At 49.5% G+C, this 22,516-nt stretch carries 24 protein-coding genes; 5 read left to right on the plus strand and 19 right to left on the minus strand.

The genetic code is table 11. The annotated features are described in order from the left end of the window. Positions 1-36: 36 nt before the first annotated feature. The 9 genes from NSQ37_RS02100 to NSQ37_RS02140 all read right to left on the minus strand — a co-directional run bounded on the left by NSQ37_RS02100 (position 37) and on the right by NSQ37_RS02140 (position 8,429). Complete coding sequence (locus tag NSQ37_RS02100) at positions 37-1,806, minus strand: ABC transporter ATP-binding protein (protein ID WP_168984800.1); 1,770 nt, start codon at positions 1,804-1,806, stop codon at positions 37-39. A gap of 211 nt (positions 1,807-2,017) precedes the next feature. Next, positions 2,018-2,638, minus strand: coding sequence for a bifunctional phosphoribosyl-AMP cyclohydrolase/phosphoribosyl-ATP diphosphatase HisIE (gene hisIE, locus NSQ37_RS02105; RefSeq protein ID WP_025285339.1), 621 nt, complete (start codon positions 2,636-2,638; stop codon positions 2,018-2,020). After that, the gene (gene hisF / locus NSQ37_RS02110) at positions 2,635-3,393 is read right to left on the minus strand and encodes an imidazole glycerol phosphate synthase subunit HisF (protein ID WP_099567117.1); all 759 of its coding nucleotides are present in this window, start codon (positions 3,391-3,393) and stop codon (positions 2,635-2,637) included. The genes hisIE and hisF overlap by 4 nt, the downstream gene beginning before the upstream one ends. After that, positions 3,390-4,127, minus strand: a complete 738-nt coding sequence (hisA, locus tag NSQ37_RS02115; protein ID WP_020956401.1) for a 1-(5-phosphoribosyl)-5-[(5-phosphoribosylamino)methylideneamino]imidazole-4-carboxamide isomerase — start codon at positions 4,125-4,127, stop codon at positions 3,390-3,392. Before hisA ends, hisF begins: the two co-directional genes overlap by 4 nt. After that, positions 4,124-4,762 carry an imidazole glycerol phosphate synthase subunit HisH gene (gene hisH, locus NSQ37_RS02120; RefSeq protein ID WP_099567118.1) on the minus strand — a complete coding sequence of 213 codons (639 nt, stop codon included), beginning with the start codon at positions 4,760-4,762 and terminating at the stop codon, positions 4,124-4,126. The genes hisA and hisH overlap by 4 nt, the downstream gene beginning before the upstream one ends. Beyond that, positions 4,763-5,347 carry an imidazoleglycerol-phosphate dehydratase HisB gene (hisB, locus tag NSQ37_RS02125; protein WP_015240671.1) on the minus strand — a complete coding sequence of 195 codons (585 nt, stop codon included), beginning with the start codon at positions 5,345-5,347 and terminating at the stop codon, positions 4,763-4,765. After that, on the minus strand, positions 5,313-6,626 hold the full coding sequence (gene hisD, locus NSQ37_RS02130) for a histidinol dehydrogenase (RefSeq protein WP_136396644.1): 1,314 nt from the start codon (positions 6,624-6,626) through the stop codon (positions 5,313-5,315). The genes hisB and hisD overlap by 35 nt, the downstream gene beginning before the upstream one ends. Beyond that, complete coding sequence (gene hisG, locus NSQ37_RS02135) at positions 6,623-7,264, minus strand: ATP phosphoribosyltransferase (RefSeq protein WP_012118547.1); 642 nt, start codon at positions 7,262-7,264, stop codon at positions 6,623-6,625. The genes hisD and hisG overlap by 4 nt, the downstream gene beginning before the upstream one ends. Next, complete coding sequence (locus tag NSQ37_RS02140; RefSeq protein ID WP_007407436.1) at positions 7,257-8,429, minus strand: ATP phosphoribosyltransferase regulatory subunit; 1,173 nt, start codon at positions 8,427-8,429, stop codon at positions 7,257-7,259. The genes hisG and NSQ37_RS02140 overlap by 8 nt, the downstream gene beginning before the upstream one ends. Before the next feature lie 241 nt (positions 8,430-8,670). Between NSQ37_RS02140 and NSQ37_RS02145 the strand changes: the two genes are divergently transcribed. After that, positions 8,671-9,396, plus strand: a complete 726-nt coding sequence (locus tag NSQ37_RS02145) for a C39 family peptidase (RefSeq protein WP_012118548.1) — start codon at positions 8,671-8,673, stop codon at positions 9,394-9,396. 20 nt (positions 9,397-9,416) lie between these two features. Here the strand turns inward: NSQ37_RS02145 and NSQ37_RS02150 are convergent, their stop codons facing one another. From NSQ37_RS02150 to hprK, 4 genes are read right to left on the minus strand one after another with little or no spacing between them, the layout of a single operon-like run. After that, positions 9,417-9,932, minus strand: a complete 516-nt coding sequence (locus NSQ37_RS02150; RefSeq protein WP_012118549.1) for an acyltransferase — start codon at positions 9,930-9,932, stop codon at positions 9,417-9,419. A gap of 3 nt (positions 9,933-9,935) precedes the next feature. Next, positions 9,936-10,586 carry a pyrophosphatase PpaX gene (gene ppaX, locus NSQ37_RS02155; RefSeq protein WP_043020609.1) on the minus strand — a complete coding sequence of 217 codons (651 nt, stop codon included), beginning with the start codon at positions 10,584-10,586 and terminating at the stop codon, positions 9,936-9,938. Positions 10,587-10,611: 25 nt separating this feature from the next. Further along, positions 10,612-11,427, minus strand: a complete 816-nt coding sequence (lgt, locus tag NSQ37_RS02160; RefSeq protein ID WP_012118551.1) for a prolipoprotein diacylglyceryl transferase — start codon at positions 11,425-11,427, stop codon at positions 10,612-10,614. A gap of 14 nt (positions 11,428-11,441) precedes the next feature. Beyond that, positions 11,442-12,374 (minus strand): HPr(Ser) kinase/phosphatase, encoded by a 933-nt coding sequence (gene hprK / locus NSQ37_RS02165; RefSeq protein WP_003151456.1) that lies wholly within the window; start codon positions 12,372-12,374, stop codon positions 11,442-11,444. A 169-nt stretch (positions 12,375-12,543) separates the two neighbouring features. Between hprK and nagA the strand changes: the two genes are divergently transcribed. Genes nagA through NSQ37_RS02180 form a run of 3 tightly spaced genes read left to right on the plus strand, consistent with a single transcriptional unit; the run spans position 12,544 to position 15,201 of the window. Beyond that, the gene (gene nagA / locus NSQ37_RS02170; protein WP_059367727.1) at positions 12,544-13,734 is read left to right on the plus strand and encodes an N-acetylglucosamine-6-phosphate deacetylase; all 1,191 of its coding nucleotides are present in this window, start codon (positions 12,544-12,546) and stop codon (positions 13,732-13,734) included. Continuing rightward, positions 13,731-14,456, plus strand: coding sequence for a glucosamine-6-phosphate deaminase (gene nagB, locus NSQ37_RS02175; protein ID WP_007407442.1), 726 nt, complete (start codon positions 13,731-13,733; stop codon positions 14,454-14,456). Before nagA ends, nagB begins: the two co-directional genes overlap by 4 nt. Positions 14,457-14,469: 13 nt before the next feature. After that, complete coding sequence (locus NSQ37_RS02180) at positions 14,470-15,201, plus strand: GntR family transcriptional regulator (protein ID WP_012118554.1); 732 nt, start codon at positions 14,470-14,472, stop codon at positions 15,199-15,201. A gap of 144 nt (positions 15,202-15,345) precedes the next feature. Here NSQ37_RS02180 and NSQ37_RS02185 read toward each other — a convergent pair whose 3' ends face one another. From NSQ37_RS02185 to NSQ37_RS02210, 6 genes are all read right to left on the minus strand, one after another. Further along, entirely contained in the window at positions 15,346-15,921 is a 576-nt protein-coding gene (locus tag NSQ37_RS02185; protein WP_341123155.1) for a TetR/AcrR family transcriptional regulator, read from the minus strand. A gap of 166 nt (positions 15,922-16,087) precedes the next feature. Further along, entirely contained in the window at positions 16,088-19,957 is a 3,870-nt protein-coding gene (locus tag NSQ37_RS02190) for a metallophosphoesterase (protein WP_163113491.1), read from the minus strand. 93 nt (positions 19,958-20,050) lie between these two features. Continuing rightward, positions 20,051-20,410 (minus strand): phage holin family protein, encoded by a 360-nt coding sequence (locus NSQ37_RS02195; protein ID WP_007407446.1) that lies wholly within the window; start codon positions 20,408-20,410, stop codon positions 20,051-20,053. Beyond that, entirely contained in the window at positions 20,411-20,605 is a 195-nt protein-coding gene (locus NSQ37_RS02200; protein ID WP_003151448.1) for a PspC domain-containing protein, read from the minus strand. A gap of 4 nt (positions 20,606-20,609) precedes the next feature. Next, a complete protein-coding gene (locus tag NSQ37_RS02205) occupies positions 20,610-21,707 on the minus strand; it encodes a DUF4097 family beta strand repeat-containing protein (protein WP_007614045.1) in 1,098 nt (365 codons plus the stop codon). A gap of 24 nt (positions 21,708-21,731) precedes the next feature. Continuing rightward, a complete protein-coding gene (locus tag NSQ37_RS02210) occupies positions 21,732-22,058 on the minus strand; it encodes a hypothetical protein (protein ID WP_003151444.1) in 327 nt (108 codons plus the stop codon). 197 nt (positions 22,059-22,255) lie between these two features. On the opposite strand from NSQ37_RS02210, the gene NSQ37_RS02215 reads away from it, so the two are divergent. Further along, complete coding sequence (locus NSQ37_RS02215) at positions 22,256-22,516, plus strand: hypothetical protein (protein ID WP_012118557.1); 261 nt, start codon at positions 22,256-22,258, stop codon at positions 22,514-22,516.

Raw genomic sequence — 22,516 nt, forward strand, 5'->3', positions numbered from 1 at the left:
GCTTTTTCAGCTGCTTTTTATTCATAAAGTCTTGCTTTACACAGCTTTGTTTTCTAAGTCGGCATTCAGCTTCAGCTGCTGCTCCGCAAAATCGCGGTACAGCGAATGGGATGCCATTAATTCATGGTGTGTGCCCCGTCCGGTGATTTCACCCTGTTCGACAAAGAGAAGCTGATCTGCATCCACAACCGTGGATAAACGGTGGGCAATCACGATGGTGGTGCGGCCTTTCATTAGAACTTCCAGCGCCTGCTGCACCCATTTTTCAGATTGGCTGTCCAGACTTGATGTCGCTTCATCAAGCATCAGAATGCTCGGGTTGCGAAGGAGCGCTCTGGCAATGGCGATGCGCTGGCGCTGTCCGCCTGACAGCATAATTCCCCGCTCACCGACCTCTGTTTCAAATTTCTTCGGTAAGTCTTCAATAAATTGCAGGGCGTAGGCCATGTCAGCCGCTTGCCTCAGTTCCTCATCAGTCACCTCGCGTTTTAATCCGTAGCAGATATTCTCGCGGATGGTGCCTGACATTAACGGGCTTTCTTGCGACACGTAGCCGATATGCTCCCGCCATGACTCAAGGGAATACGCATCAATCGGTTCATTTCCGAGCAGGATGCTGCCCGCAGTCGGATTGTAGAATCGTTCAAGCAGCTTAAATAACGTTGTTTTTCCGCCGCCGCTCGGTCCGACGATCGCGGTGACTTTGCCGGCTTCAATGGTTGCAGTAATGTCTTTTAAGATGGTTTGATCTGTTTTGTAGCCGAATGAGACTTGTTCAAGTTTAATCGGCTGATCCGCATTTTCAATGGCTTTTCCGGTTTGGATATCTTCTTCTTTTTCTGCAAGAATATGAATCATCCGTTCCGTTGCGCCGACGGATTTTTGAAGCTGTGTGAAAAATGAAGTGATCTGGCCCATCGGCATAATGATCTGAAACAAATACAGGATAAAGGCAACGAGTGCGCCGGCTGTCAGTTCACCGGATGACACCTGCATCCCGCCGTACCCGATGACAGCGACCAGCGCCGCCATTAATACAAGTGTAATAAGCGGGCCTACGAGCGACTGCACCTTCGCTTCACGCAGCCCGAGTTTAAAGAGCGCCATGATGCCTGCTTTTCCGCGTCCGTATTCCGCTTCTTCAGCGTTTGACGCTTTTACAAGCCTGATTTCCGGGAGGATGTGGTTTAATAATCCGGTGAATCTCGCCGTTTCATCCTGTGTTTCCCGAGAAATTTTAAACATTTTCCGGCCGATCGGCACTAAAATCACCGCAGCCAGCGGCACGACGATCAGCACGAGCAATGTGAGCTTCCAGTTCATGAAAAATAAGATCGTCAGTGACCCGATAACGGAAATGATTCCGGTAATAAATCCGCTGATATTGTTTGTTATCAGCTCTTTTACCACCATTGTGTCATTGGTGACACGGCTGATCGTTTCTCCCGTGGCGTTTTTGTCAAAATAAGAGACGGGCAGTTTAATTAATTTCTGCCACAACAAATCACGCAGTCCCGAGATGATTTTCTGGCCGCTGTAGTTCAGGGCGTAGGTGGCGTAGGCGCTTAATGCGGCCTGTACGATAAACACGGCTGCGATGATTCCGATTTGCACGCCTGACAGCGACGACATGGAAAAGCCGTCAACGAGCTGCTTTGTCAACAGCGGAATCAGCAGGCTGACGAGCGTTGTCACAATACTGAGAGACAGCGCGAAGGCCAGCATACCGTATGATGGTTTTGTTTTTTTGACTAATGAAAAGAATGAGCTGAATTTCCCTTTAGGTTTTGGTTGTTTATTCGGCATATGTTTTCCTCCTATATCACTGTTTATACTATAACGGATGTGCATGAACGGAATATGAACAAAACGTATATTTTTGATAAAAACCAAAATAAACTCTATTAGTCAATATTATCAAATTCATCTGCCTCCGGTTGCGGAAATAAGGAATATTTAATTGAATGTTTAAGTTTGACAGATTAAAAACCTCACGGATCTCTCCGTGAGGTTTGTTTTACTCAGATGCTGAATGGCGTTTCGCAAGGACGTCAAGCACGTCGTCCAAAGGAAGCGACTGCTCACGCAGAAGAACGAGCAAATGATACAGCAAATCCGCCGCTTCCCATTTTAATTCTTCTTGGTCGCGGTTTTTCGCGGCGATAATAACCTCTGCGGCTTCTTCGCCGACTTTTTTGAGGATTTTATCGACGCCTTCCCGAAACAGATACGTTGTGTAGGCTCCGTCAGGCATCTCCGCCTGCCGTTTGGCGATTACGCTTTCCAGTTCATTTAAGATGCCGAAACGATCCTGCGCGTCCGCTTTTTCCGGAGAAAAGCAGCTGTAACTTCCCTTATGGCATGCGGGTCCTGAAGGCTCCGCAAGCACGATGAGGGCATCTTGATCGCAATCATAGCGGATGGCTTTCACCTTTTGGGTATTCCCCGACGTCGCTCCTTTATGCCACAGCTCCCCGCGTGAACGGCTGTAAAACCAGGTTTCTTTCGTTTCTATCGTTTTTTCGTAGGATTCACGATTCATATAAGCCAGTGTCAGTACTTCTTTGCTTGCCGCATCCTGCACGATGGCGGGAATCAGTCCGGCCTCGTCAAACCGCAGTTCATCTGCCCGTTTCATCTCACATTCACCCCGTGTTTCTTCATATAATCTTTCACTTCTTTTATAGATGTCTCTTTGTAATGAAAAATGGAAGCTGCAAGCGCGGCGTCCGCTTCACCGATCGTGAAGGCTTCAAGCATATGGCGCGCGCTGCCGGCTCCCCCTGACGCAATGACGGGCACCGGGACGGCACGTGTGACAAGCTGTGTGAGCGTATGATTAAAGCCTGTTTTCTCACCGTCTGCGTCCATGCTTGTCAGCAGGATTTCACCCGCTCCCCGGCTGACGGCTTCTTTTGCCCAGGCCGTGACTTCCCACTCGGTTTTCTGTCTGCCGCCGTGTGTGTACACTTTATAGCAATTCGAATCTTCGTCATACTTTGCGTCAATCGCCGCTACGATGCATTGCGAGCCGAAAAAATCCGCTCCTTCCGTAATCAGCTCGGGGCGGAGAACGGCCGCTGTATTAACGGATACTTTATCAGCGCCGGCGCGAAGCATTCGTTTCATATCGCTTAATTGATTAATTCCGCCGCCGACCGTAAACGGAATCGCCAGTTTTGCCGCAACCTGTTCTACGACGTCTGTCATCGTCTTGCGGCCTTCGTGAGAGGCGGAAATGTCGAGAAAAACAAGTTCGTCAGCGCCCTCCCTGTCGTAAGCTTCGGCCAGCTCGACAGGATCGCCCGCATCTTTCAGCCCGAGAAATTGAATGCCTTTGACGACGCGGCCTTCTTTCACATCGAGACACGGAATGATTCGTTTCGTGATCATGCGTCCTTCACCCCGCTGAGCGCTTCAGCCAATGTAAATTGTTTTGTATACAGCGCTTTTCCGATAATCGCTCCCGATACGCCGGCGTCTTTGAAGCGGGCCAGTGCTTTGAGGTCGGCGACTGAGCTGACTCCGCCTGAAGCGATGACGGTTTTTCCCGTTGCTTTTGCGAGCTGAACGGTGCTTTCGATGTTCGGTCCTGACAGCATGCCGTCAGTTGCAATATCCGTGAAAATGAAGGTTTCCGCTCCTTCGGCCGCCAATTCACGGCCCAGATCGGCCGCTCTTACCGAGGATGTTTCCAGCCAGCCTTCCGTCGAGACATATCCGTTCCTTGCATCAAGACCGATCGCGATTTTGCCGCCGTATTGTTTCAGCATGCTCTTCACAAATGCCGGATCGGAAACGGCCGAGCTGCCGAGAATAACGCGATCAACACCTTGTGATAAATAACCGTACACATCCGCTTCAGAACGGATCCCGCCGCCGATCTCGACTTTGGCATCAAGCTGCCGCGCAATGTCAAGAACATGCCTGTCGTTTACTTTCCTGCCTGCTTTCGCGCCGTCAAGGTCCACGAGATGAATCCATTCGGCACCTTCGTTTGCAAATTGCGCCGCCATGTCTAAAGGAGAGTCACCGTATATCGTTTCCTTGCCGTAATCGCCTTGGATGAGGCGGACGCATTTGCCGTTTCTCATATCGATTGCCGGATATAATGTAAAAGCGTTCATTTCTTCACCTTCTGTTCCGCTGCCATTTTTGTAAATTGCGTTAAGATCGCCATTCCGGCCGTACCGCTTTTTTCCGGGTGGAACTGTGCACCGAAGACATTGCGTTTCCCGACGACGGCCGGAACACGAACGCCGTGCTCAGCGCTTGCCAGAAGATCGCCGTCTTCCATCCCGTCTATATAATAGGAATGGACAAAGTAAACGAAGCCTTCTTCCGCTTCCGAAAGCAAAGGAGACGTTTGGTGAAACGTCAGCCGGTTCCAGCCCATATGCGGCACCTTCAGCTTGTTTCCTTCGGCATCTCTGTCTTTGAGTCTCACAGCTTTTCCGGCTAATAAACCGAGTCCTTTTGCAGAGCCGTTTTCGGTGCTTTCTTCGAAAATGAGCTGCATGCCGAGGCAGATGCCGAGGAGCAGCTTACCCTCGTCAACCATACGGTGTATGAATTGATCAAGCTTTGCGCTGCGTAAATTGTCCATGGCGTCACTGAATGATCCGACACCGGGGAGAATAAAAGCATCCGCTTTTTCAAGCTCTTCCGGCCGGTCTGATACGACATACGGGACGCCGACGCGTTCCAGCGCCTTCGACACGCTGAATAAATTGCCCATACCGTAATCAATTACACCGATCATTTACAGCATTCCTTTCGTAGACGGCACACCCTTGACGCGCGGATCAATGGATGACGCTTCATCAAGCGCTCTGCCAAGCGCCTTAAATACGGCTTCTATCATATGATGCGTATTCGTGCCGTAATGAACGATGACGTGCAGATTCATTCTCGCTTCCAGCGCCAGTTTCCATAGGAATTCATGTACCAGCTCGGTATCAAACGTTCCGACTTTCGCTTGCGGAAATGCACCGCGCATCTCAAGGTGCGGCCGGTTGCTCAGGTCTACGGCGACTTGGGCGAGCGCTTCGTCCATCGGTACTAGCGCTGATCCGTACCGTTTGATCCCTTTTTTATCACCGAGCGCCTCCAAAAAAGCCTGCCCTAAGCAGATGCCGATGTCTTCAGTCGTGTGGTGATCATCTATCTCCGTATCGCCTTTTGCGTCAACAGTTAAATTGAATTGCCCGTGCTTTGTGAACAAATCAAGCATATGAGTCATAAACGGCACATCCGTGCTGATGTCGGCTTTTCCTTCTCCGTCTATTTCGAAAGCCAGCTTAATATCGGTCTCATTTGTTGTTCTGGCGCGTTCCGCTTTTCTCATCGGTCATTCCTCCGTTTCTCGCTTCAATCGATCTTGCGTGCGCTTCAAGCCCTTCCAGTCTCGCGAAGGCGGAAATGCTGTCCGCGTGCGTTTCAAATGCCTTCCGGCTGTATGAGATGATGCTCGATTTCTTTTGAAAATCTGTTACATTCAACGGGCTTGAAAACCGCGCCGTTCCGTTTGTCGGCAAAACGTGATTCGGTCCGGCAAAATAATCGCCGACCGGTTCAGCGCTGTATCGCCCTAAGAAAATCGCCCCCGCGTGTCTGATGCTTCCAAGCAAAGCCTCCGGCGAATGCGTCATGATTTCTAAATGCTCGGGCGCCAGCGCATTCACCGTGTCCACTGCATCTTCCATCGATTCCGCGATATAAATGCGGCCGTGATCCTTGATCGACGCTTCGGCGATTTCTTTGCGCGGCAGGGTCTGAAGCTGTTTATCCACCTCATCTGATACGGCTTCGGCAAGCTTCCGTGAGTCGGTGACAAGCACGCTTGAGCTGAGCGTATCGTGTTCGGCCTGTGAAAGCAGGTCAGCAGCGACTTCTTTGGGCACCGCCGTATCGTCTGCCAGGACCACGATTTCACTGGGCCCGGCAATCATGTCAATATCCACAACGCCGAAGACTTCGCGCTTCGCGAGTGCTACAAATATATTGCCGGGGCCCGTGATCTTATCAACAGGCTGTATCGTTTCGGTTCCGTAAGCGAGCGCGGCAATCGCCTGCGCGCCTCCCGCTTTGTAAATTTCCTTTATGCCGAGCTCAGACGCCGCCGCCAGAACGCCCGGCGAAAGGCGGCCGTCTTTTCCCGGAGGACTGACGAGAACGATCCGTTCCACTCCCGCAGCGAGAGCGGGGATGACATTCATTAAAACGGAAGACGGATAAGCGGCCGTCCCGCCTGGCACGTATACGCCCGCGGAATCGAGCGCCGTTATTTTCTGCCCGAGCATCGAGCCGTCTTTGCGATGGTAAAACCACGAGGATTGCAGCTGGCGTTCGTGATATTCTTTAATATTGGCAATCGCCTGTCTGATCACTTCCAGCAGCTGATCATCAAGCAGACGGTACGCCTCGGTGACTTCCTCTGCACTCACGGCCATTTGGTTCAGGCTGATGCCGTCAAATGTTTTTGTATAGGCCAAAACGGCTTTGTCACCGTTTTGTCTGACGTCTCCAATAATCCCCCTGACGGTTTTCCGCTGCTCTTCGGTTCCGCTGTCGATGGAACGCTTCAGTGAGAACCGCTCGCTTCTATTTACTGCGGTTATTTTCATTGTGCCGTTTCTCCTTCCACAACCCTGGCCAGCCTGGCCGCCATTTCGTCAATTACATCATCCTTCATACGGTAGCTGACCGGATTGACGATAAAACGCGATGTGATGTCACAAATATGTTCTGATTCAACGAGACCGTTTTCTTTTAATGTCCGCCCGGTTGATACGATATCTACGATTCTGTCAGCAAGCCCGATTAAAGGCGCCAATTCAATGGAACCGTTCAGCTTAATGATTTCCACCTGCTCGCCCTGCTCTCTGAAATAACTTGACGCAACATTCGGATATTTCGTCGCAATCCTCGGGGCGACTCCGTTCCAATCCGCTCCGGGAAGCCCCGCAACGGCGAGATGGCATTTGCTGATTTTCAGATCGAGCACCTCATACACGTCACGCTCTTCCTCAAGCATGACATCCTTTCCGGCAATACCGGCATCAGCGACGCCATGCTCGACATAAGTCGTCACATCCATCGGCTTTGCCAGAATAAAGCGGAGATTTTCTTCAGGAACGTCAATGATCAGCTTTCTCGATTCTTCAAACTCCTCGGGCAGCCTGTACCCGGCCTGCCGCAGCAACCCGGCCGCTTCTTCGAATATCCGTCCTTTTGGCATTGCCATTGTGAGTACCTTACCCATTCTGCTCTTCCTTTCTGGCACCGATAAAGTATGTGACGTTTGCAAATGATTTTGTCATATGATCGATATTTTCAATGCCCGCCAGATCCTGCAGGACGACTTTTCTGCCTCTCGCCCTTTCTTCCTCCGCGAATAAAATGGCCTGCGCCCGCTGCTCCTTGCTGAAAATCACGGCGTCCGCTTCACTAGTTTCTTCCTGGATGCCGAGCGCTTCAATCAGCCTGTCGATACGGAGCCCGAAACCCGTGGCGGGAGCGGGACTGCCGAAATGGCCGAGAAGATTGTTATAGCGTCCGCCGCTTCCGATGACAAAACCGACATTTGCCGCATACACTTCGAATAAAATTCCCGTGTAATAACTCATATGGCTTACCATATTCAGATCAAGGCGAATATGCTCGGCACATCCGTAATCCTCAAGAATGTCCCACAGGTCTTCCAGCTCCTGAATCAAGCTTTGTCCGGAGATGCCGATGATCTCCTCCGCTTTGGCGCATATCTCTTTCCCGCCTCGCAATTCCAGAAGTGCGAGCAGCCGGCTTTTGTCTATTGAAGAAAGCGGAAGCGATTTGACATGTTCCCTGTATCCCACGTAATTCTTCTCAAAGAGAAAGCGCCGCAGAACATCCGCCCGCTCAGCATTGCCCAGAACCTCGACAAACAGCTCATCAGCGAGTCCGGCATGGCCGATCGCGATTTTAAACCGGTGCAATCCCGCGTTTTTCAAAGCGCCGGCCGCCAGCGCAATCACCTCGGCGTCCGCGCTTGTTGATCCGTCGCCGATCAGCTCCGCGCCGACCTGTTCGAATTCTGCCGGACGTCCGCCTTCCCGCTCCTGAGCGCGATAGACGCTTGCCGCGTACCCCGCTCTGAGCGGATGATTGTGTTTGTGCAGCTTAGACGCCGCCACCCTGGCAATCGGTCCGGTCATATCAGGCCGAAGCACAAGCGTTTTCCCGTCCTGATCGAGAAGCTTAAACAGCTGCTGTTCTTCAATGGCTGACTGGACGCCTACTGTTTCATAAAATTCCAGGGTCGGCGTCTCCATAAACTGATAACCCCATTTATCAATTAAATCCGTCAGTGTGGAACGGACTTTTTTCTTGGCTTCGTATAAACCGGGCAGCGTATCTCTCATGCCATGCGGTTTCTCAAACATAAACATTTGCCTTTTACACCTCCGCTTTGTCTGAAGGAAAATTCCGAATCCTTTAGTTCGCTAATATGATAATATGTTAGCAGATAAAAGAATGAATTGCAACGCCCAATGTCCGCCTATTCTTTTCCATAAACATGGCTAAAGAATGAACAAACCTGTAAACATATCGGAACGATCGAATCATATTGAGCAGAAGTGCTATAATACATAGAATAGCTTCAACAGAAACAAGGGAGAAGAATTGATAATGAAGACGCTTGGAACATTATGTGTGCTGATTCTGACAGCCGTCCTTGTCTATCTGGGATATAACATCTATACAAACGATATTCATTTGAATTTTTTCAATCAGCAGTCCGACGAGCCTGATGAGAAAACACCGTTAAAAGGGAGCGCGTCACCGCTGAATGTCGTTCTGTACAGACAGATGGATTCTCCCAGACTTTACAATGGCTGTGAGGTGACAAGCCTTGCCATGATTTTGAACAATGCCGGATATCATGTATCAAAAAATACATTGGCGGATAAAATCAATAAAGTTCCGCTCACATACAGCAGCGGGCTGAAGGGAGATCCGAATGAAGGATTTGCCGGAGATATGGAAAACGGCCCGGGTTTAGGCGTTTATCATGAGCCGATTGATAAACTCGCCAAAGAATATGCGGGAAACAAAGTATACGATCTGACGGGAAAAGACATTTCTTCAGTGTACCGCCAGCTTGAAAAAGGGCGGCCGGTCTGGGTGATTACCACCACATCCTTTAAGCCGGTTGATAATATGCAGACTTGGAATACGCCGAACGGAAAGATCGACGTTACGTTCAGCATGCATAGCGTAGCCGTCACCGGTTATGATCACGATTATGTATACGTCAATGATCCTTACGGCTATAAAAACAGAAAAACAGATCGGTCTGACTTTGAAAAAGCCTGGAAGCAGATGGGCAGCCAGGCCATTGTGATCAAGTCATAAAAAAACCCCGCTGACGTTAATCAGCGGGGTTTTCCCATTCGTTCTTTCATTTCTTCGTCCGTATAGATCACCTGCATCGGATTTCCTCCGACAAACGCCCCGGCCGGGACATCTTTGTGCACCAGCGTGCCGGCTGATACAACGGCTCCGCTCCCGATGGTGACGCCGGGCAGAATGGTTGTGTTTGCCCCGATCATCACCTCGTCACCGATTGTGACAAAACCGGTCCGGTACTCATGTATTAAATATTCATGAGCCAAAATCGTCGTATTGTAGCCGATGATACTGTTTTTTCCGACAGTGATTTTTTCGGGAAACATGATATCCGGCATCACCATCAGCGCGAATGACGTCTGTTTTCCGACATTCATTTTCAAAAAGGTTCGGTACAGCCAGTTTTTCACGCTTAAAAACGGCGTATACCTTGCGATCTGAATGATGATGAAATTTTTCATCACCTTCAGAAAGGGAACCGTCTGATAAACATGCCACAATGAATTTGCACCTGAAACCGGATGGCGGTCTGTTTTTCTCACGGATTACTTCACTCCGGTGATGTGCAATAAATCACTCATTTTCTCGAGCATATAATCGGGTTCATAGGCGGAAAGCGTCTGTGCGCCTTTAATCGTCCACGCGACGCCGGCTGTTTTCGTGCCGGCGTTTTTTCCCGCCATGACATCGTGATAATTGTCACCGACCATTATGGCTTCCGACGGATCGCACCCAAGCCGGCTGAGCGCAAGCCGCACAGGCTCGGGGTCAGGCTTCGGATGCTTTACATCATCAAGCGTGACGACAGTATCGAAAAACGCCCCGATGCCTGTCAGCTTCAATCCCATATTGACTGTATCCCTCAGCTTTGTGGTGACAATCCCGAGCCGATAGCCCGCTTTTTTCAATTCATCCAGCGTTTCATAAACCGTTTCGTACTCCGTGACGAGCTCATCGTGCTTTTCATGGTTGAATGCTCTGTACATGCTGATCATCTCATCGCACTTTTCAGCATTAATGCCTGAAAACGTTTCATACAGAGGCGGGCCGATAAACGGAAGCACATCTTCCCTTTTAAACTGCCCCGGGCAATAATGATCAAGCGTATGAAGGTAAGAAGCGATAATCAGTTCATTCGTGTCAATCAGCGTGCCGTCGAGATCAAATAAAATGGCGGTTACACGTTTATCAGTCATCTTATGTCCTTTCCGATTTCAGGCGTCAGTCCGTGTCGGCATACCGCTTATCGGCATACCCCTTCATGCGTCTGAAAATCATTAAAATAATCGCAAGTACAATCAGCACAATGGAAATGACCTGCGCGATCCGAAGCTGGCTCGTAAGCATCAGGCTGTCCGTCCGCATTCCCTCAATAAAGTATCTGCCGATCGAATACCAGATCACATACGTCAAAAACAGATTGCCCCTGCGCAGGTTCACGCGGCGGAGCAGAAGCAGAATCACGACGCCCGCAAAACTCCACAGCGATTCATACAAAAACGTCGGGTGATAATATTGTCCGTCTATGTACATCTGATTAATGATGAAATCCGGAAGATGCAGACTTTCCAAAAATGACCGGCTGACCGCTTCACCGTGAGCCTCTTGGTTGATAAAGTTCCCCCAGCGCCCGATGGCCTGGCCGAGCAGAATACTCGGCGCGGCAATATCCGCCAGCTTCCAGAATGAGATGCCTCTTACTTTTGAAAAGACGATTCCCGTCGCGATCGCGCCGATTAATCCGCCGTGAATTGCAATGCCTCCTTTCCAAATTTTAATGATTTCCCCGGGGTGTTCCGAGTAATAGCTCCACTCGAAAAGCACATAATATGCCCTTGCGCAAATGATTGCGATCGGGATGGCGAAAAGAACAAGATCAATAAAAATGTCCTTTTTCAGCCCCCGCTTTTCACTCTCCCTCATGGCCATCCAAAGCCCTAATAACGCGCCCGCGCCGATTATGATTCCGTACCAGTGCACGGATAATGGCCCGAGCTGAAAGGCAATCGGATTGATTGGTGTTCCTGCTTCATTCATATCATTGCCAACTCCTATTCGTCTTGTTCGCCGTCCTCAATGACATCCGCCAGCTTATTCGTAAATTGCTCGGCAGCATTTAAGCCCATCCGCTTCAATCTGAAGTTCATCGCCGCAACTTCGATAATAACGGCGAGATTCCGCCCCGGGCGAACGGGAATGGTCAGTTTTGTAATTTCCGTATCAATGATTTTCATTTTTTCTTCTTCAAGTCCGAGACGGTCGTATTGTTTCCCTTGCTCCCAAAGCTCAAGGTCCATGACGATTGTAATTCTTTTATTGCTTCTGACGGCGCCCGCTCCGAACAGCGTCATGACATTTATAATGCCGAGCCCCCTGATTTCGAGCAGATGCTCAATCAGATCAGGCGCGTTCCCGACAAGGGTATCCTGATCCTCCTGCCGGATTTCAACGCAGTCATCCGCGACAAGACGATGGCCTCGTTTGACAAGCTCCAGCGCTGTTTCACTTTTACCGACGCCGCTTTTTCCCGTAATGAGCACGCCGACGCCGTATATATCCACAAGCACGCCGTGAATGGCCGTTGTCGGCGCGAGACGGCTCTCAAGAAAATTCGTCAGCCTGCTTGACAGCCTGGTTGTTTTCAGAGGGGATCTGAGCACAGGCACACCGTTTTGCTCGGAAGCTTCTACAAGCTCCGGCGGGATCGGCATATCTCTGGAAAGTATGATAGCCGGCGTCACATCGGTGCACAGCGATTTCATCCGCTGTTTCTTATCTTCCTCGGGAAGCTGATCGAAAAATGACAGCTCCGTTTTTCCTAAAAGCTGCACCCGTTCTCTCGGGTAATATGTAAAATAACCGGCGATTTCAATACCGGGCCGTGATAAATCACTCATCGTAATCGGGCGGTTAATCCCTTCTTCTCCGCTGATCAATTCTAAATGGAACTGCTCCATTACGTCTTTGGTCCGAACCTTTGCCAAGATATGTTCCTCCTGTTCTGGGATGTTCCGAGCTTTGAACAGTTATATTTTATCACTTTACCGTCTGAACCAAAACAGATTTATACAATTCCGGCATAACTGGTCTAGATAACTAGTCTGAAAAGGAGTAAAATAAAACTAACAACTAACCAGAAAGGCGTGTTTTAAAGTGGCTGAAAGCTTGTTAATCAGCGGTGCGGACATCGTAACAGAAGAAGAAATCATCCGAAACGGATTTCTCGGTATAAAGAACGGCATCATTTCTTACGCGGGGAAAACAAGACCGCAAGAAACGTATGAGAAGGAATGGAAGGCGCCCGAGGGTTCATATGCGCTTCCCGGAATGATTGATATTCATATTCACGGCGGATACGGCGCGGATACGATGGATGCTGATGTTGCAGCACTTGATACAATGTCCGCCCGGCTGCCCGAAGAAGGAACAACCTCTTTTCTAGCGACAACGATCACACAGCAGCACGAAAACATTGAAAAAGCGCTCGTCAACGCCAAAGAATGGACGTCTTCCTCACCGCAGGCCCAAAAAGGCGCTGAGTTGATCGGCATTCATTTAGAAGGACCATTTGTCTCTCCGAAAAAGGCGGGAGCACAGCCGAAACAATGGATTACTCCTGCTGATGCCGGGCTCTTTCAGAAATGGGAGCGGCTCTCGGGAGGGATGATCAAAATTGTGACGCTTGCGCCGGAAGAAGATCCTGATTTCAGCCTGATCCGTTATTTAAAAGACCAAAACATCATCCCGTCAATGGGACACACAGACGCAGGAGCCGAGCTTTTACAAAAAGCGGCGGATGCCGGGGCAGTGCATATGACGCACCTCTTCAATGCCATGAGCTCCTTTCATCACCGTGAGCCAGGGGGCATCGGTACGGCTCTCGCCTGCGGCCGCATCACGGCGGAGCTGATCACCGACGGCATTCATTCCCATCCTTTGGCCGTTAAGCTTGCCTATTTGGCGAAAGGAAGCAAAAACCTGATCATGATTACAGACTCCATGCGGGCAAAAGGGCTTAAGGACGGAGAATACGAATTCGGCGGACAAAAAGTCACCGTTCGCGGGGACACGGCGCTTCTCTCTGACGGGACGCTGGCCGGTTCCATTTTAAAAATGAATGAAGGCGCGGCGCTCATGCGCAGGTTTACAAACTGCTCATGGCTGGATATAGCAAATATGACATCGGCAAATGCGGCCCGCCGCCTCGGCATATTCGACCGTAAAGGAAGCATCGCCGAAGGAAAAGACGCCGACGTTGTTCTGACGGACGGACAGTGCGGCGTGCTGGCAACGATTTGCCGCGGAAACACCGCATATATCTCAAGGGAGGCTGATTGGACATGAACGTTATCACATGCAGACATTATGAAGAATTAAGTGAAAAAGCCGCATCGATTATCGCTGAAACAGTGAAACAAAAGCCGGATGCCGTTCTCGGCCTTGCGACGGGAGGCACTCCTGAAGGCGTATACAAAGAACTTGTGCGGATGCACCGCTCAGAAGACTTGTCATTCCGGAATGTCACGACGATCAACCTTGATGAATACGCCGGGCTTTCTCCCGAGGACAAAAACAGCTATCATTATTATATGAATACACATTTTTTTGCACATATCGACAGCCGAAAGGACCGCCACTTTCTCCCTGACGGACGGGCAGACGATCTTGATGCCGAATGCGGACGATATGACCGATTGATTCAAACACTCGGCGGAGCGGATATACAGCTTTTAGGCATCGGACACAACGGCCATATCGGCTTTAATGAACCCGGGACGCCATTTGAATCCCGAACCCATGTCGTTGAGCTGAATGAAGAGACAAGACAGGCGAATGCGCGGTACTTTCCGTCAATTGATCAAGTCCCTGTAAAAGCCCTGACAATGGGGATCGGGACGATTTTGTCCGGCAAACGGATTTTGATCATGGCATCCGGAAAAAGCAAGGCCCAAGCGGTGAAGCAGCTTCTGGACGGGCGCATCAGCGAAGCATTCCCCGCCTCCGCCCTGCACGCGCATCCGGATGTGACGGTCTTGATTGATGAAAAGGCTGCGGGCGGCGATTGAAAGGATTTGACCTATGCAGATTGATAAACAATCTCCGATTCCGATTTACTTTCAGATTATGGAACAATTAAAAACACAAATCAAAAACGGCGAGCTGAAAGCGGATGCGCTGCTTCCGTCGGAGCGGGAATACGCCGAACAATTCGGCATCAGCCGAATGACGGTCCGCCAGGCGCTTTCCAATCTGGTGAATGAAGGATTTTTATACAGGCAGAAAGGCCGGGGAACGTTCGTCAGCAAACTGAAGATGGAACAGCCGCTTCAAGGGCTGACAAGCTTTACGGAAGATATGAGAAGCCGGGGCATGAAGCCGGGGAGCAGACTTGCCGAATACCAGCTGATTCAGGCGACGGAAGAATTATCTTCTATCCTGGGATGCGGCTATCCGGCAACGCTTCATAAAATCATCCGCGTCCGGCTGGCAAATGATATCCCGATGGCGATTGAGGCCTCGTACATCCCGTTTGACAAGGCGGGAAAACTGGACGCCTCCCATTTTCAATCATCCATGTATGAGCATATTGAAGCGTACAATCAGATGCCGATCTCACGGGCAAAACAAGAGCTTGAACCGGGAGCCGCTTCCGAGGAAGAAGCTGAGCTGCTCGGTATCCAGCCCGGCGCCCCCGTCCTCTATATCAAGCGGACCACTTATCTGCAGGACGGCACTGCCTTTGAGCACGTCAAATCCGCCTACAGAGGCGACCGCTACACATTCGTGCACTATATGGACAGGGTGAAATGAAACATCTCCAACCGTTACGGGTTGGAGATGTTTTTTTGATCTGCCATTTTCAAATCAAGCCGGGGAATATTCTCTATGACTCTGTCAAAACGGAGAGGCTGGGGTTCTGGTATCTATTTTTATAAAGAAAAGAGTAATAAAATGCTACCCTCTGTTTTGGACAATATACGGAACCTGCTTTGAAATCAGCAGCAGCGGTTCTTTGTTTTTATGAGCCAGTGAAAACATGATTGCGCCTTCAATCATCGAGTTGATTGTCACCCCGAGCTTCTCCGCTTCCTCTTGTTCAAACCCATGCTCAAGAAATTTTGCCGCAAACACATCCGTCCACTTCTTGAACACCTCAACACATGTGCATCTTAACGTTTCATTGATCAGAGCGGTCTCACCCGCCAGCAATCCAACCGGCACGCCCTCAATATTCTGCAGATCATTAAACTGTTCAGCCGTTACATGAATAAAGTGCTGAATCGCTTCTACAGGGTCCGCGAATTGAGACATACTATTCTGTATTTGCTTTTCAACGCATCTTCCCGTATATTTGATCGCCGCAATGGCGAGTTCTGCTTTTCCGTTTGGAAAGTGATGATACACAGACCCCCTGGGTGCTCCGCTCTCTTTTATAATTTGATTCAAACCAGTCGCATGGTATCCCTGAATCTGAAAAAGATATGCAGAGGTTTGAATAATTCTTTCTTTTGTCCCGGTTTTACTGTTCATTATGTTTCCTCCTGCATATTACGAAAACCAATCGATTTTAGTATAGAAAAGGGACATAAAAAAGTCAAAAGCACTTATCACAGCAGGGCGCCGCCATTTACGCACAGAAAAAATCCTGCTGACCGTCAGATTTTCTTCTGAGCGATCAGCAGGCTGTATGTTTTCGTTATGGGTTTGAGGCATGCCTGAAATCAAACTGATCCGGAGCCGGGCGATACGGCGTATTTCCCGTTCTGAACATCCACAGCGGTGATATTGTTTTGCCGTTGTAAGGGTCCTTAACAACGGTGTACCAGTAATAAACGGAATCAGGCTGCAGGCCGTCCCAGACCCAATTTGCGGTTTTTCCGCTTTTTACGTGTTTTTTATGACCGAGCAGTTCGTTCGTATAGACGTTGCATTCAAAATAATCGGTCGCTACCCTTTTCCTCTTCGGCTGTAAATCCATTTCTGCTGAGAATTCGTCTTTATCAGCGAACAGATCGGTGTCATAGTAATTGATGTCATCCGTGTACGGCGAGTAGGAGAACATGTGAACCTGATTGGCGGCCTGATCGAATTGCATCATGCGCATAAAGCCCTGCCCCCCTTCCGGACCGTCCTGGTAGTCGGTCAGAATCTGGTGGACGAGGCGGTCCGGTTTTCCGTCCCTGTCATCGTCAAGCGCATCGGTTTTTTTCATGGCGTTATGGTAATGGCCGCTTAATACCATCGCCACATTGCGATTCGGCTTGACGACTTTTCGATAGATCGTCTCCCCGATCGGGCTTCGATTTCCGCTCACAAGCAAGTACTCATGAAAGCATAAGATGGCGGTTCGGTCCGGATACCTCTTCAGCACTTGATTGATCCAGTCAATCTCTTGTTCCGCAATGCCCCAGCCCATATAAATCATAATAAAATCGTTCCCGCTTGCCGACAGCAGATCATAATGCCCGCGGTTATTTTTGTATGATCCGCCGTAATGCATGTTCTGTTCAAACCGGCGGCTCCCGAAGAAATCCCCGAATGTTCGGTATGTGCCGTCTTTATGGCCGACGTCGTGATTGCCTGCAAGCACTCCGTACGGAATTCCCGCCTTGTCAAGCGTCCGCATGGAGTGATCGGCGTTTTTCCACTGTTTCATCACCATTGAATCATCGACGATATCACCGGTATGAAAGACATATTTAATATTGTGCTTTTCCTTATTTTCTTTGATCCACTCCGTCATTTTGTCAAAAATGTGCGGGTGCCCTTGTGCGTAATACTGTGTATCCGACATCCAGACAAACGTGTAATTGCCTTTCGCCGGTATTTGATCCTGCACGATGACATTCATTTTTGAGTTCTTCACCACATCCGCTGCGGAAACGGCTGCTTTTAATGTAAACGGCTTTTTATCTTTGGCAAGAACGCTGTCCGCCTCCTGCCAGCGGCTTGTCCGGTAATTCCAAATATACATGGTTACCTTTCGGCCGGGCAGAGAGCTTCCTTTCCAGACCGCCTCGGCCAGATCCGTTTCGTCGATAGACGGGTCAACGGAGACTTCGAACCGGTGATAAGGAAAACGCTCCATACTTTCCGCCGAAACGGTTTTTCCGTCATTTGCCGAGATGCGGTTCATTTCCGGCAGGGTAAACGGCATTTCATTTTCTTTTATGCCCCTCGGCGGTTCCGTTAATGAGGCGTGTTTATACACTTTCACGCTGCCCGGATTCCGCGCGGTATAACGGAAGCCGCGATAAAATGATACATTCATGTCATCCTTCGTCGGGTCTTTTACCCGGACGGACAGCTTTGCTTTGTGGGCGCCGATTTTTTGATCGGCAAGCTCCGGCTGGTTCGGCTCCTCCCGTTTGATATGGAAGGTGCGGACGGACCTTGTTTCATTTCCGGCAAGGTCTGCCGCAATAATGGTAAGGGTATGTTTTCCGGGCTTGAGATCGGCTGATGACGTGTGATGCGGGAGCGTAATGCTTTCTCCGTCCAAAAACGCTTTGACCTCTTCCACTTTGCTCCATTTGTCACGGATGTCCGCATTCAGCTCAACATTACCTTTCAGCGCCGCGCCTTCTTTGATACCCGGGACAATCTTCGGCCCCGTATTGTCCACCCGCACAGATTGGCTCAGCTGCTCCTCACCGTCGCTAACAAAAATATGGTGATAGCCTTCAGAAAGCTTCGCCGTGTTCCACGGCAGCAGCCGTGACGTAAACAAATGATCCGGCAGGCTGAATGAGAAGGTCTTCTGCTGATTCGCCCGCCTGCCGTCACCGATAAACAGCTGCTCAGCCGGATCCGTCTTCCCGTCTTTGATCACCGTTCCGTCCGAAAGCACCAGACGGGCATGTTTCACGACAAAATCATCCCGATTCTCTCCCGTGTCATACGGAGAAACCTTTGAGCCCGAACGGATGGATACTTTCTGCGTTTTGCCCCCTTTTTGCAGCAGACGTTCCGGAAGGAGAACCGAGTGCGTTCTGTAGCGGTGAGACGGATCGTCAAAAATGTGCAGCACCTCATTTTCCATTATGACGGTGTTTTGAAAATAAAGATTCGTTTTCCGGGCATCGAAGGCGAAATAGACCTCTTTTTCCAGCGCCGGCCGGGTCTCCTGCCGCTTGCCGTCAATCCACAGCTTGATCTTATCGGCGCTGACGTCGGAAGTCGCTTTGAGCAGATAGGTGCCGGATATCGTATCTTCGGGTTCAACATTCATTCTGAGTCCGTGTGATTTGCTCGTCTGTTCAATGTCAATCATCTTGACGGGCGTTTTTGCTTCATTTTCTCCATCACTGGCTGCGATATAATACTCAAGCTGATCCTGGCCGAGCAGTTCCGGGGAATAAAGAATGTGATGGTATAAGCTGTCGTTGCGGTCTTTTTCGGCCAGAATTCGTTTGAATGTTTTTTTCTCATTGGTCCGGTAATAAAACGCAACTGTTTTGACAAGGTTTTTGTCTTTTATGTCAGCCTTTAATTCAATGCTTTCAGCGGGCCGGACGGGCTTTCTGTCTGTAAGGTCTTCGATGACCGGTTTTTCCTTGTCGGGTTTGATCACCCTTTTCTGCTGCGGGATCTGCGCCTGAAAAACGGAGCCCGGTGACGGCTTGTGCTCGCTCGTGGAGATCTTCAGCAATTCTCCCGTTCCGTTCAGCGGATATTTGTACAGTAAAGAAGTCAGCCGGCGGAAAGCGTGTTTCCGGTATTGCGCTGAGGCGATATCCTTGCCGGTATTTGCCGACAGCACCACCGTACGCGGGCGGCCGTTGGACATTCCGTCCGTCCCTTCGATGACGGCGAGATGTTCTCCCTCCTTCAGGCGTGTCCCGTAATAGCGGTTGAAATCATCTATCGTCAGTTCTGATGCGGCGCGCCTCAGCCAAAACACGTAAGTCCCGCCTGACGGAATGACGGTATCTTCTTTCGGCCTCCATATCATGTCTGATTCCGGCCCTTCCTTCGGATAGCGGTAGCGGATGTGATAGTCTTTAAAATGAATGGGCCTGTCCGTCGTGTTATACACCTCGATAAATTCATAGGCATCAGCGCCGTCTTCATTTTTCGTATCAACCGCAAGCTCCGTAATCATCAGCTCGGGAATATGATTCAAATCGGCTTGATAGCCGTCCAGCTTCAGCCGCTTTTTCTCCGATTCCGCCCGCTGTCTGCCGTTGGTGAAAACGAGGTAATATTCCAATTCTCCATTCCAGATATCCCGTTTTGAAACCTGGGCCGTAAACAGCCGGATTGCGCCTGGCGCGGGCTCCATCGGCACCATTTTAAACCCCAGCTCATTGCTTTGTTTATAAAAAAGAAACGCCGAAAACGCTTGATAGTCAGCATTCCGTACATGAGCCTGTATGAACAGGTTTCTTTTCATTTCCGCCTTTACTTCGATTTGGGGAGGATTCTCCAGAAGCGGTATGTAATGAGGCGGCTGTCCGAATTCCTGCTGATTCACGGGGATTGCCGATTCTTTGCGCGCCGCATCCGCAGAAGGACTCACACAAAGCAAACCAATCAGAAAAAAGAGCGTCATCACAAGTTTCATCTCATTACCTCCCTATGCATTATGTTGCGTCAGGAGGCTGCCGCTTATGTAAATCACACATAAAAAAGCTGCCCTCTCGGGACAGCTCGTTTTTTACCTTTTTCTAAGCGGCTCCAATATGCCTTTTTGGATCAGCAAGTGGAAAACGGACAGCACGACGGATGCCCAAATGGCGGTGCCGAACCCATCAATCTGAAAGCTGTCTCCCATCAAGGCTGCGGTCATCATTAACGTAATGGCGTTGATGACAAACAGAAAGAGGCCGAGGGTCACAACCGTGACGGGCAATGTCAATATGACGATGATCGGCTTGATCAGCACATTTAACACAGAAAGAATCACACTGGCGATGACAGCCGCTCCGATACTGCTGATATGGACGGAATCAAAATATCCCGCGATAACGATTAATAATAAAGCATTTACTAAAATGCTGACTGCCCATTTGATCATTTATTTCAAATCTCCTTCTAAAGGTACAACAAAACACCAGATAATATATACAATCGGCACGATTCCGCTCGTGACAAGCGCTAATACAACGGTTATAATGCGCAAAAGCGACGCATCCATATTGATGTACTCCGCCAAACCGCCGACGACGCCGGCGATTTTACGGTTTTTTTCTGAACGGTAAAGTCTTTTCATCCAATCACCTCTGAGTATGCTTGAGCTTAATGGCTCCTGTTAACGATTCTGAGAAAATCGAGAGATGCTGATCATGGCCTTGATTTGATGCCAGCATCAGTTCTTTTTGAATGGTATCATTCTTTTCCTTTAAAATTTCCGCATCAATCAGCTCATGGCTGAGAGAGCCGAGATTGCTTTTCAGCTCCGCTTTCACCGCCGAATCATCAGGCAGAGCGATATCCACGTTTCCCGTCGTCGTTTTCGTGTAGATGGAGCGGCAGTGCGGCGCTGTCACGGTAAGCATGATATTGCCGTTAAAGCTTTGAACGTCAATGGATTCACTCGATCCGCGCAAATCAATCAAGCCGTTGATCGTTTCCGCTTCAATCGCGCCGCATTGATGTCCGGCCAGCTTGATTTGTCCGTTAGCCGTTTCCGCCGACGCTTTATCAGCCGTCAAATGAGAGAATGACAGAACGCCGTTTGTCGTTTTCGCCGAGAATTCTTTTACATGTAAATGTTCCCCTCTGATCGGTCCGTTAAACAGCTTCACTCTTATCTTATCGTACTCTTTCTGGGGAACATAAAGCGTGACATTGGTTTTCATCGTTTTCTTTTCCGTGCGGACAAAAAACTTATTGCCCTTCACTTCACACTCAATGTGCTGAAGAAATGCGGTGCGCGCCGCCTCCTGACTGTCCGCCCGGTACACTTTCGCCTGGCACTCCGCTCTGATATCTTCATCCGCCCACGGCACGATATTGACGCTGCCGTTTGCGATCTGCATATCAATGGCCGAGAATTCACTGTCTTTAAATTGAAAAATATGCTGCACTTCGTGTGCGTGGCCGAAATTCAGATCAAGATCCGCTTCCTTCACTTTTTTGACGGCAGAATCAATCCAGTCGAACAGCTTCGCCCCGAGCGACGGCTTTTGGCTTCCTTTTGCCCCGCTTTCGAAATCTTCCGCAGGTTCCTGGACCTCCGCAGATAATGCGGTGATCTGCTCTTCTTTTTCTTTATATTCATGATCCAGTTTTTCAATGAGCGTCAGTGCTTCCTGCGCCGTCAGCATGCCGTCTTCCACAAGCTTTAAAATCCGTTCTTTCTCCTGTTTCATACAAAACTCCTCCCCCGACTTTTCTTACACCTGGCGTAACACCTTAATTCCCTGCACGATATTCCAAATGACCATTCCGATGAGGATCAGAAAATAAACAGCTGCTCCTGTTATCATAACAAAAACGGGCACCATACTCTCCCCCTGAGCCGTAATCAATCCGCCGACAACACCCGCGGTCACAATCAGCAATCCCGCAAACGGAATGATATGGGAAATCAGAGCTCGCATGGCATGCCGCTTCGTCTCTTTTTCATCGACGACAAAGTAAGCCACAATCGGAAGAATGAGCGGCGCGAGAAACACGCTGAAATAACAGATTGATGCGATAATCGCTTGATTTCGGTTCAATAAAAACACTCCCTGTGCCTTGATGTAAAAACCCTTCCTTATACATACGTATGACGAATGGGCGGGTTTCATTTTCATGCTAAGGACATGCTTCGTTATACGTAATTTTTGATTTCAGAGATTTCACTATAGAATCTTTTCCCCGAACCGATTACAATATGTAACAAAGCCTGACCGTATGCAAGGAGGACATACAAATGGAGAAAGATCCCGAAAACGCCCAAGTAACGGAAGAGAGTCTGCGAAATTTAATTCGCGAACAGAAAAGAATGAACAGCGAAATGCTGGCTGAATTGGAACAGATCAAAGCAGCCCCTCTTCCCATTTCCCATGATATCCAATATATAAAAGTGCTGCTGGACAGCAGCAGCACCCATATTCTGCAGGACTTAATGCATTTAAGCAAACAGCTTCCCCAACAGAAAAAAGCCTGTAACACAACAGCCCAAAACCGGTGA

This window comes from Bacillus sp. FSL P4-0334 (assembly GCF_038004825.1).
Classification (GTDB): domain Bacteria; phylum Bacillota; class Bacilli; order Bacillales; family Bacillaceae; genus Bacillus; species Bacillus velezensis.

Coding starts and splice junctions, on each gene's coding strand:
- NSQ37_RS02100 (WP_168984800.1), bottom strand. CDS start 1,806: ATGCCGAATAAACAACCAAAACCTAAAGGGAAATTCAGCTCATTCTTT.
- hisIE (WP_025285339.1), bottom strand. CDS start 2,638: ATGAAACGGGCAGATGAACTGCGGTTTGACGAGGCCGGACTGATTCCC.
- hisF (WP_099567117.1), bottom strand. CDS start 3,393: ATGATCACGAAACGAATCATTCCGTGTCTCGATGTGAAAGAAGGCCGC.
- hisA (WP_020956401.1), bottom strand. CDS start 4,127: ATGAACGCTTTTACATTATATCCGGCAATCGATATGAGAAACGGCAAA.
- hisH (WP_099567118.1), bottom strand. CDS start 4,762: ATGATCGGTGTAATTGATTACGGTATGGGCAATTTATTCAGCGTGTCG.
- hisB (WP_015240671.1), bottom strand. CDS start 5,347: ATGAGAAAAGCGGAACGCGCCAGAACAACAAATGAGACCGATATTAAG.
- hisD (WP_136396644.1), bottom strand. CDS start 6,626: ATGAAAATAACCGCAGTAAATAGAAGCGAGCGGTTCTCACTGAAGCGT.
- hisG (WP_012118547.1), bottom strand. CDS start 7,264: ATGGGTAAGGTACTCACAATGGCAATGCCAAAAGGACGGATATTCGAA.
- NSQ37_RS02140 (WP_007407436.1), bottom strand. CDS start 8,429: ATGTTTATGTTTGAGAAACCGCATGGCATGAGAGATACGCTGCCCGGT.
- NSQ37_RS02145 (WP_012118548.1), top strand. CDS start 8,671: ATGAAGACGCTTGGAACATTATGTGTGCTGATTCTGACAGCCGTCCTT.
- ppaX (WP_043020609.1), bottom strand. CDS start 10,586: ATGACTGATAAACGTGTAACCGCCATTTTATTTGATCTCGACGGCACG.
- lgt (WP_012118551.1), bottom strand. CDS start 11,427: ATGAATGAAGCAGGAACACCAATCAATCCGATTGCCTTTCAGCTCGGG.
- nagB (WP_007407442.1), top strand. CDS start 13,731: ATGAACGTTATCACATGCAGACATTATGAAGAATTAAGTGAAAAAGCC.
- NSQ37_RS02180 (WP_012118554.1), top strand. CDS start 14,470: ATGCAGATTGATAAACAATCTCCGATTCCGATTTACTTTCAGATTATG.
- NSQ37_RS02185 (WP_341123155.1), bottom strand. CDS start 15,921: ATGAACAGTAAAACCGGGACAAAAGAAAGAATTATTCAAACCTCTGCA.
- NSQ37_RS02190 (WP_163113491.1), bottom strand. CDS start 19,957: ATGAAACTTGTGATGACGCTCTTTTTTCTGATTGGTTTGCTTTGTGTG.
- NSQ37_RS02195 (WP_007407446.1), bottom strand. CDS start 20,410: ATGATCAAATGGGCAGTCAGCATTTTAGTAAATGCTTTATTATTAATC.
- NSQ37_RS02200 (WP_003151448.1), bottom strand. CDS start 20,605: ATGAAAAGACTTTACCGTTCAGAAAAAAACCGTAAAATCGCCGGCGTC.
- NSQ37_RS02205 (WP_007614045.1), bottom strand. CDS start 21,707: ATGAAACAGGAGAAAGAACGGATTTTAAAGCTTGTGGAAGACGGCATG.
- NSQ37_RS02215 (WP_012118557.1), top strand. CDS start 22,256: ATGGAGAAAGATCCCGAAAACGCCCAAGTAACGGAAGAGAGTCTGCGA.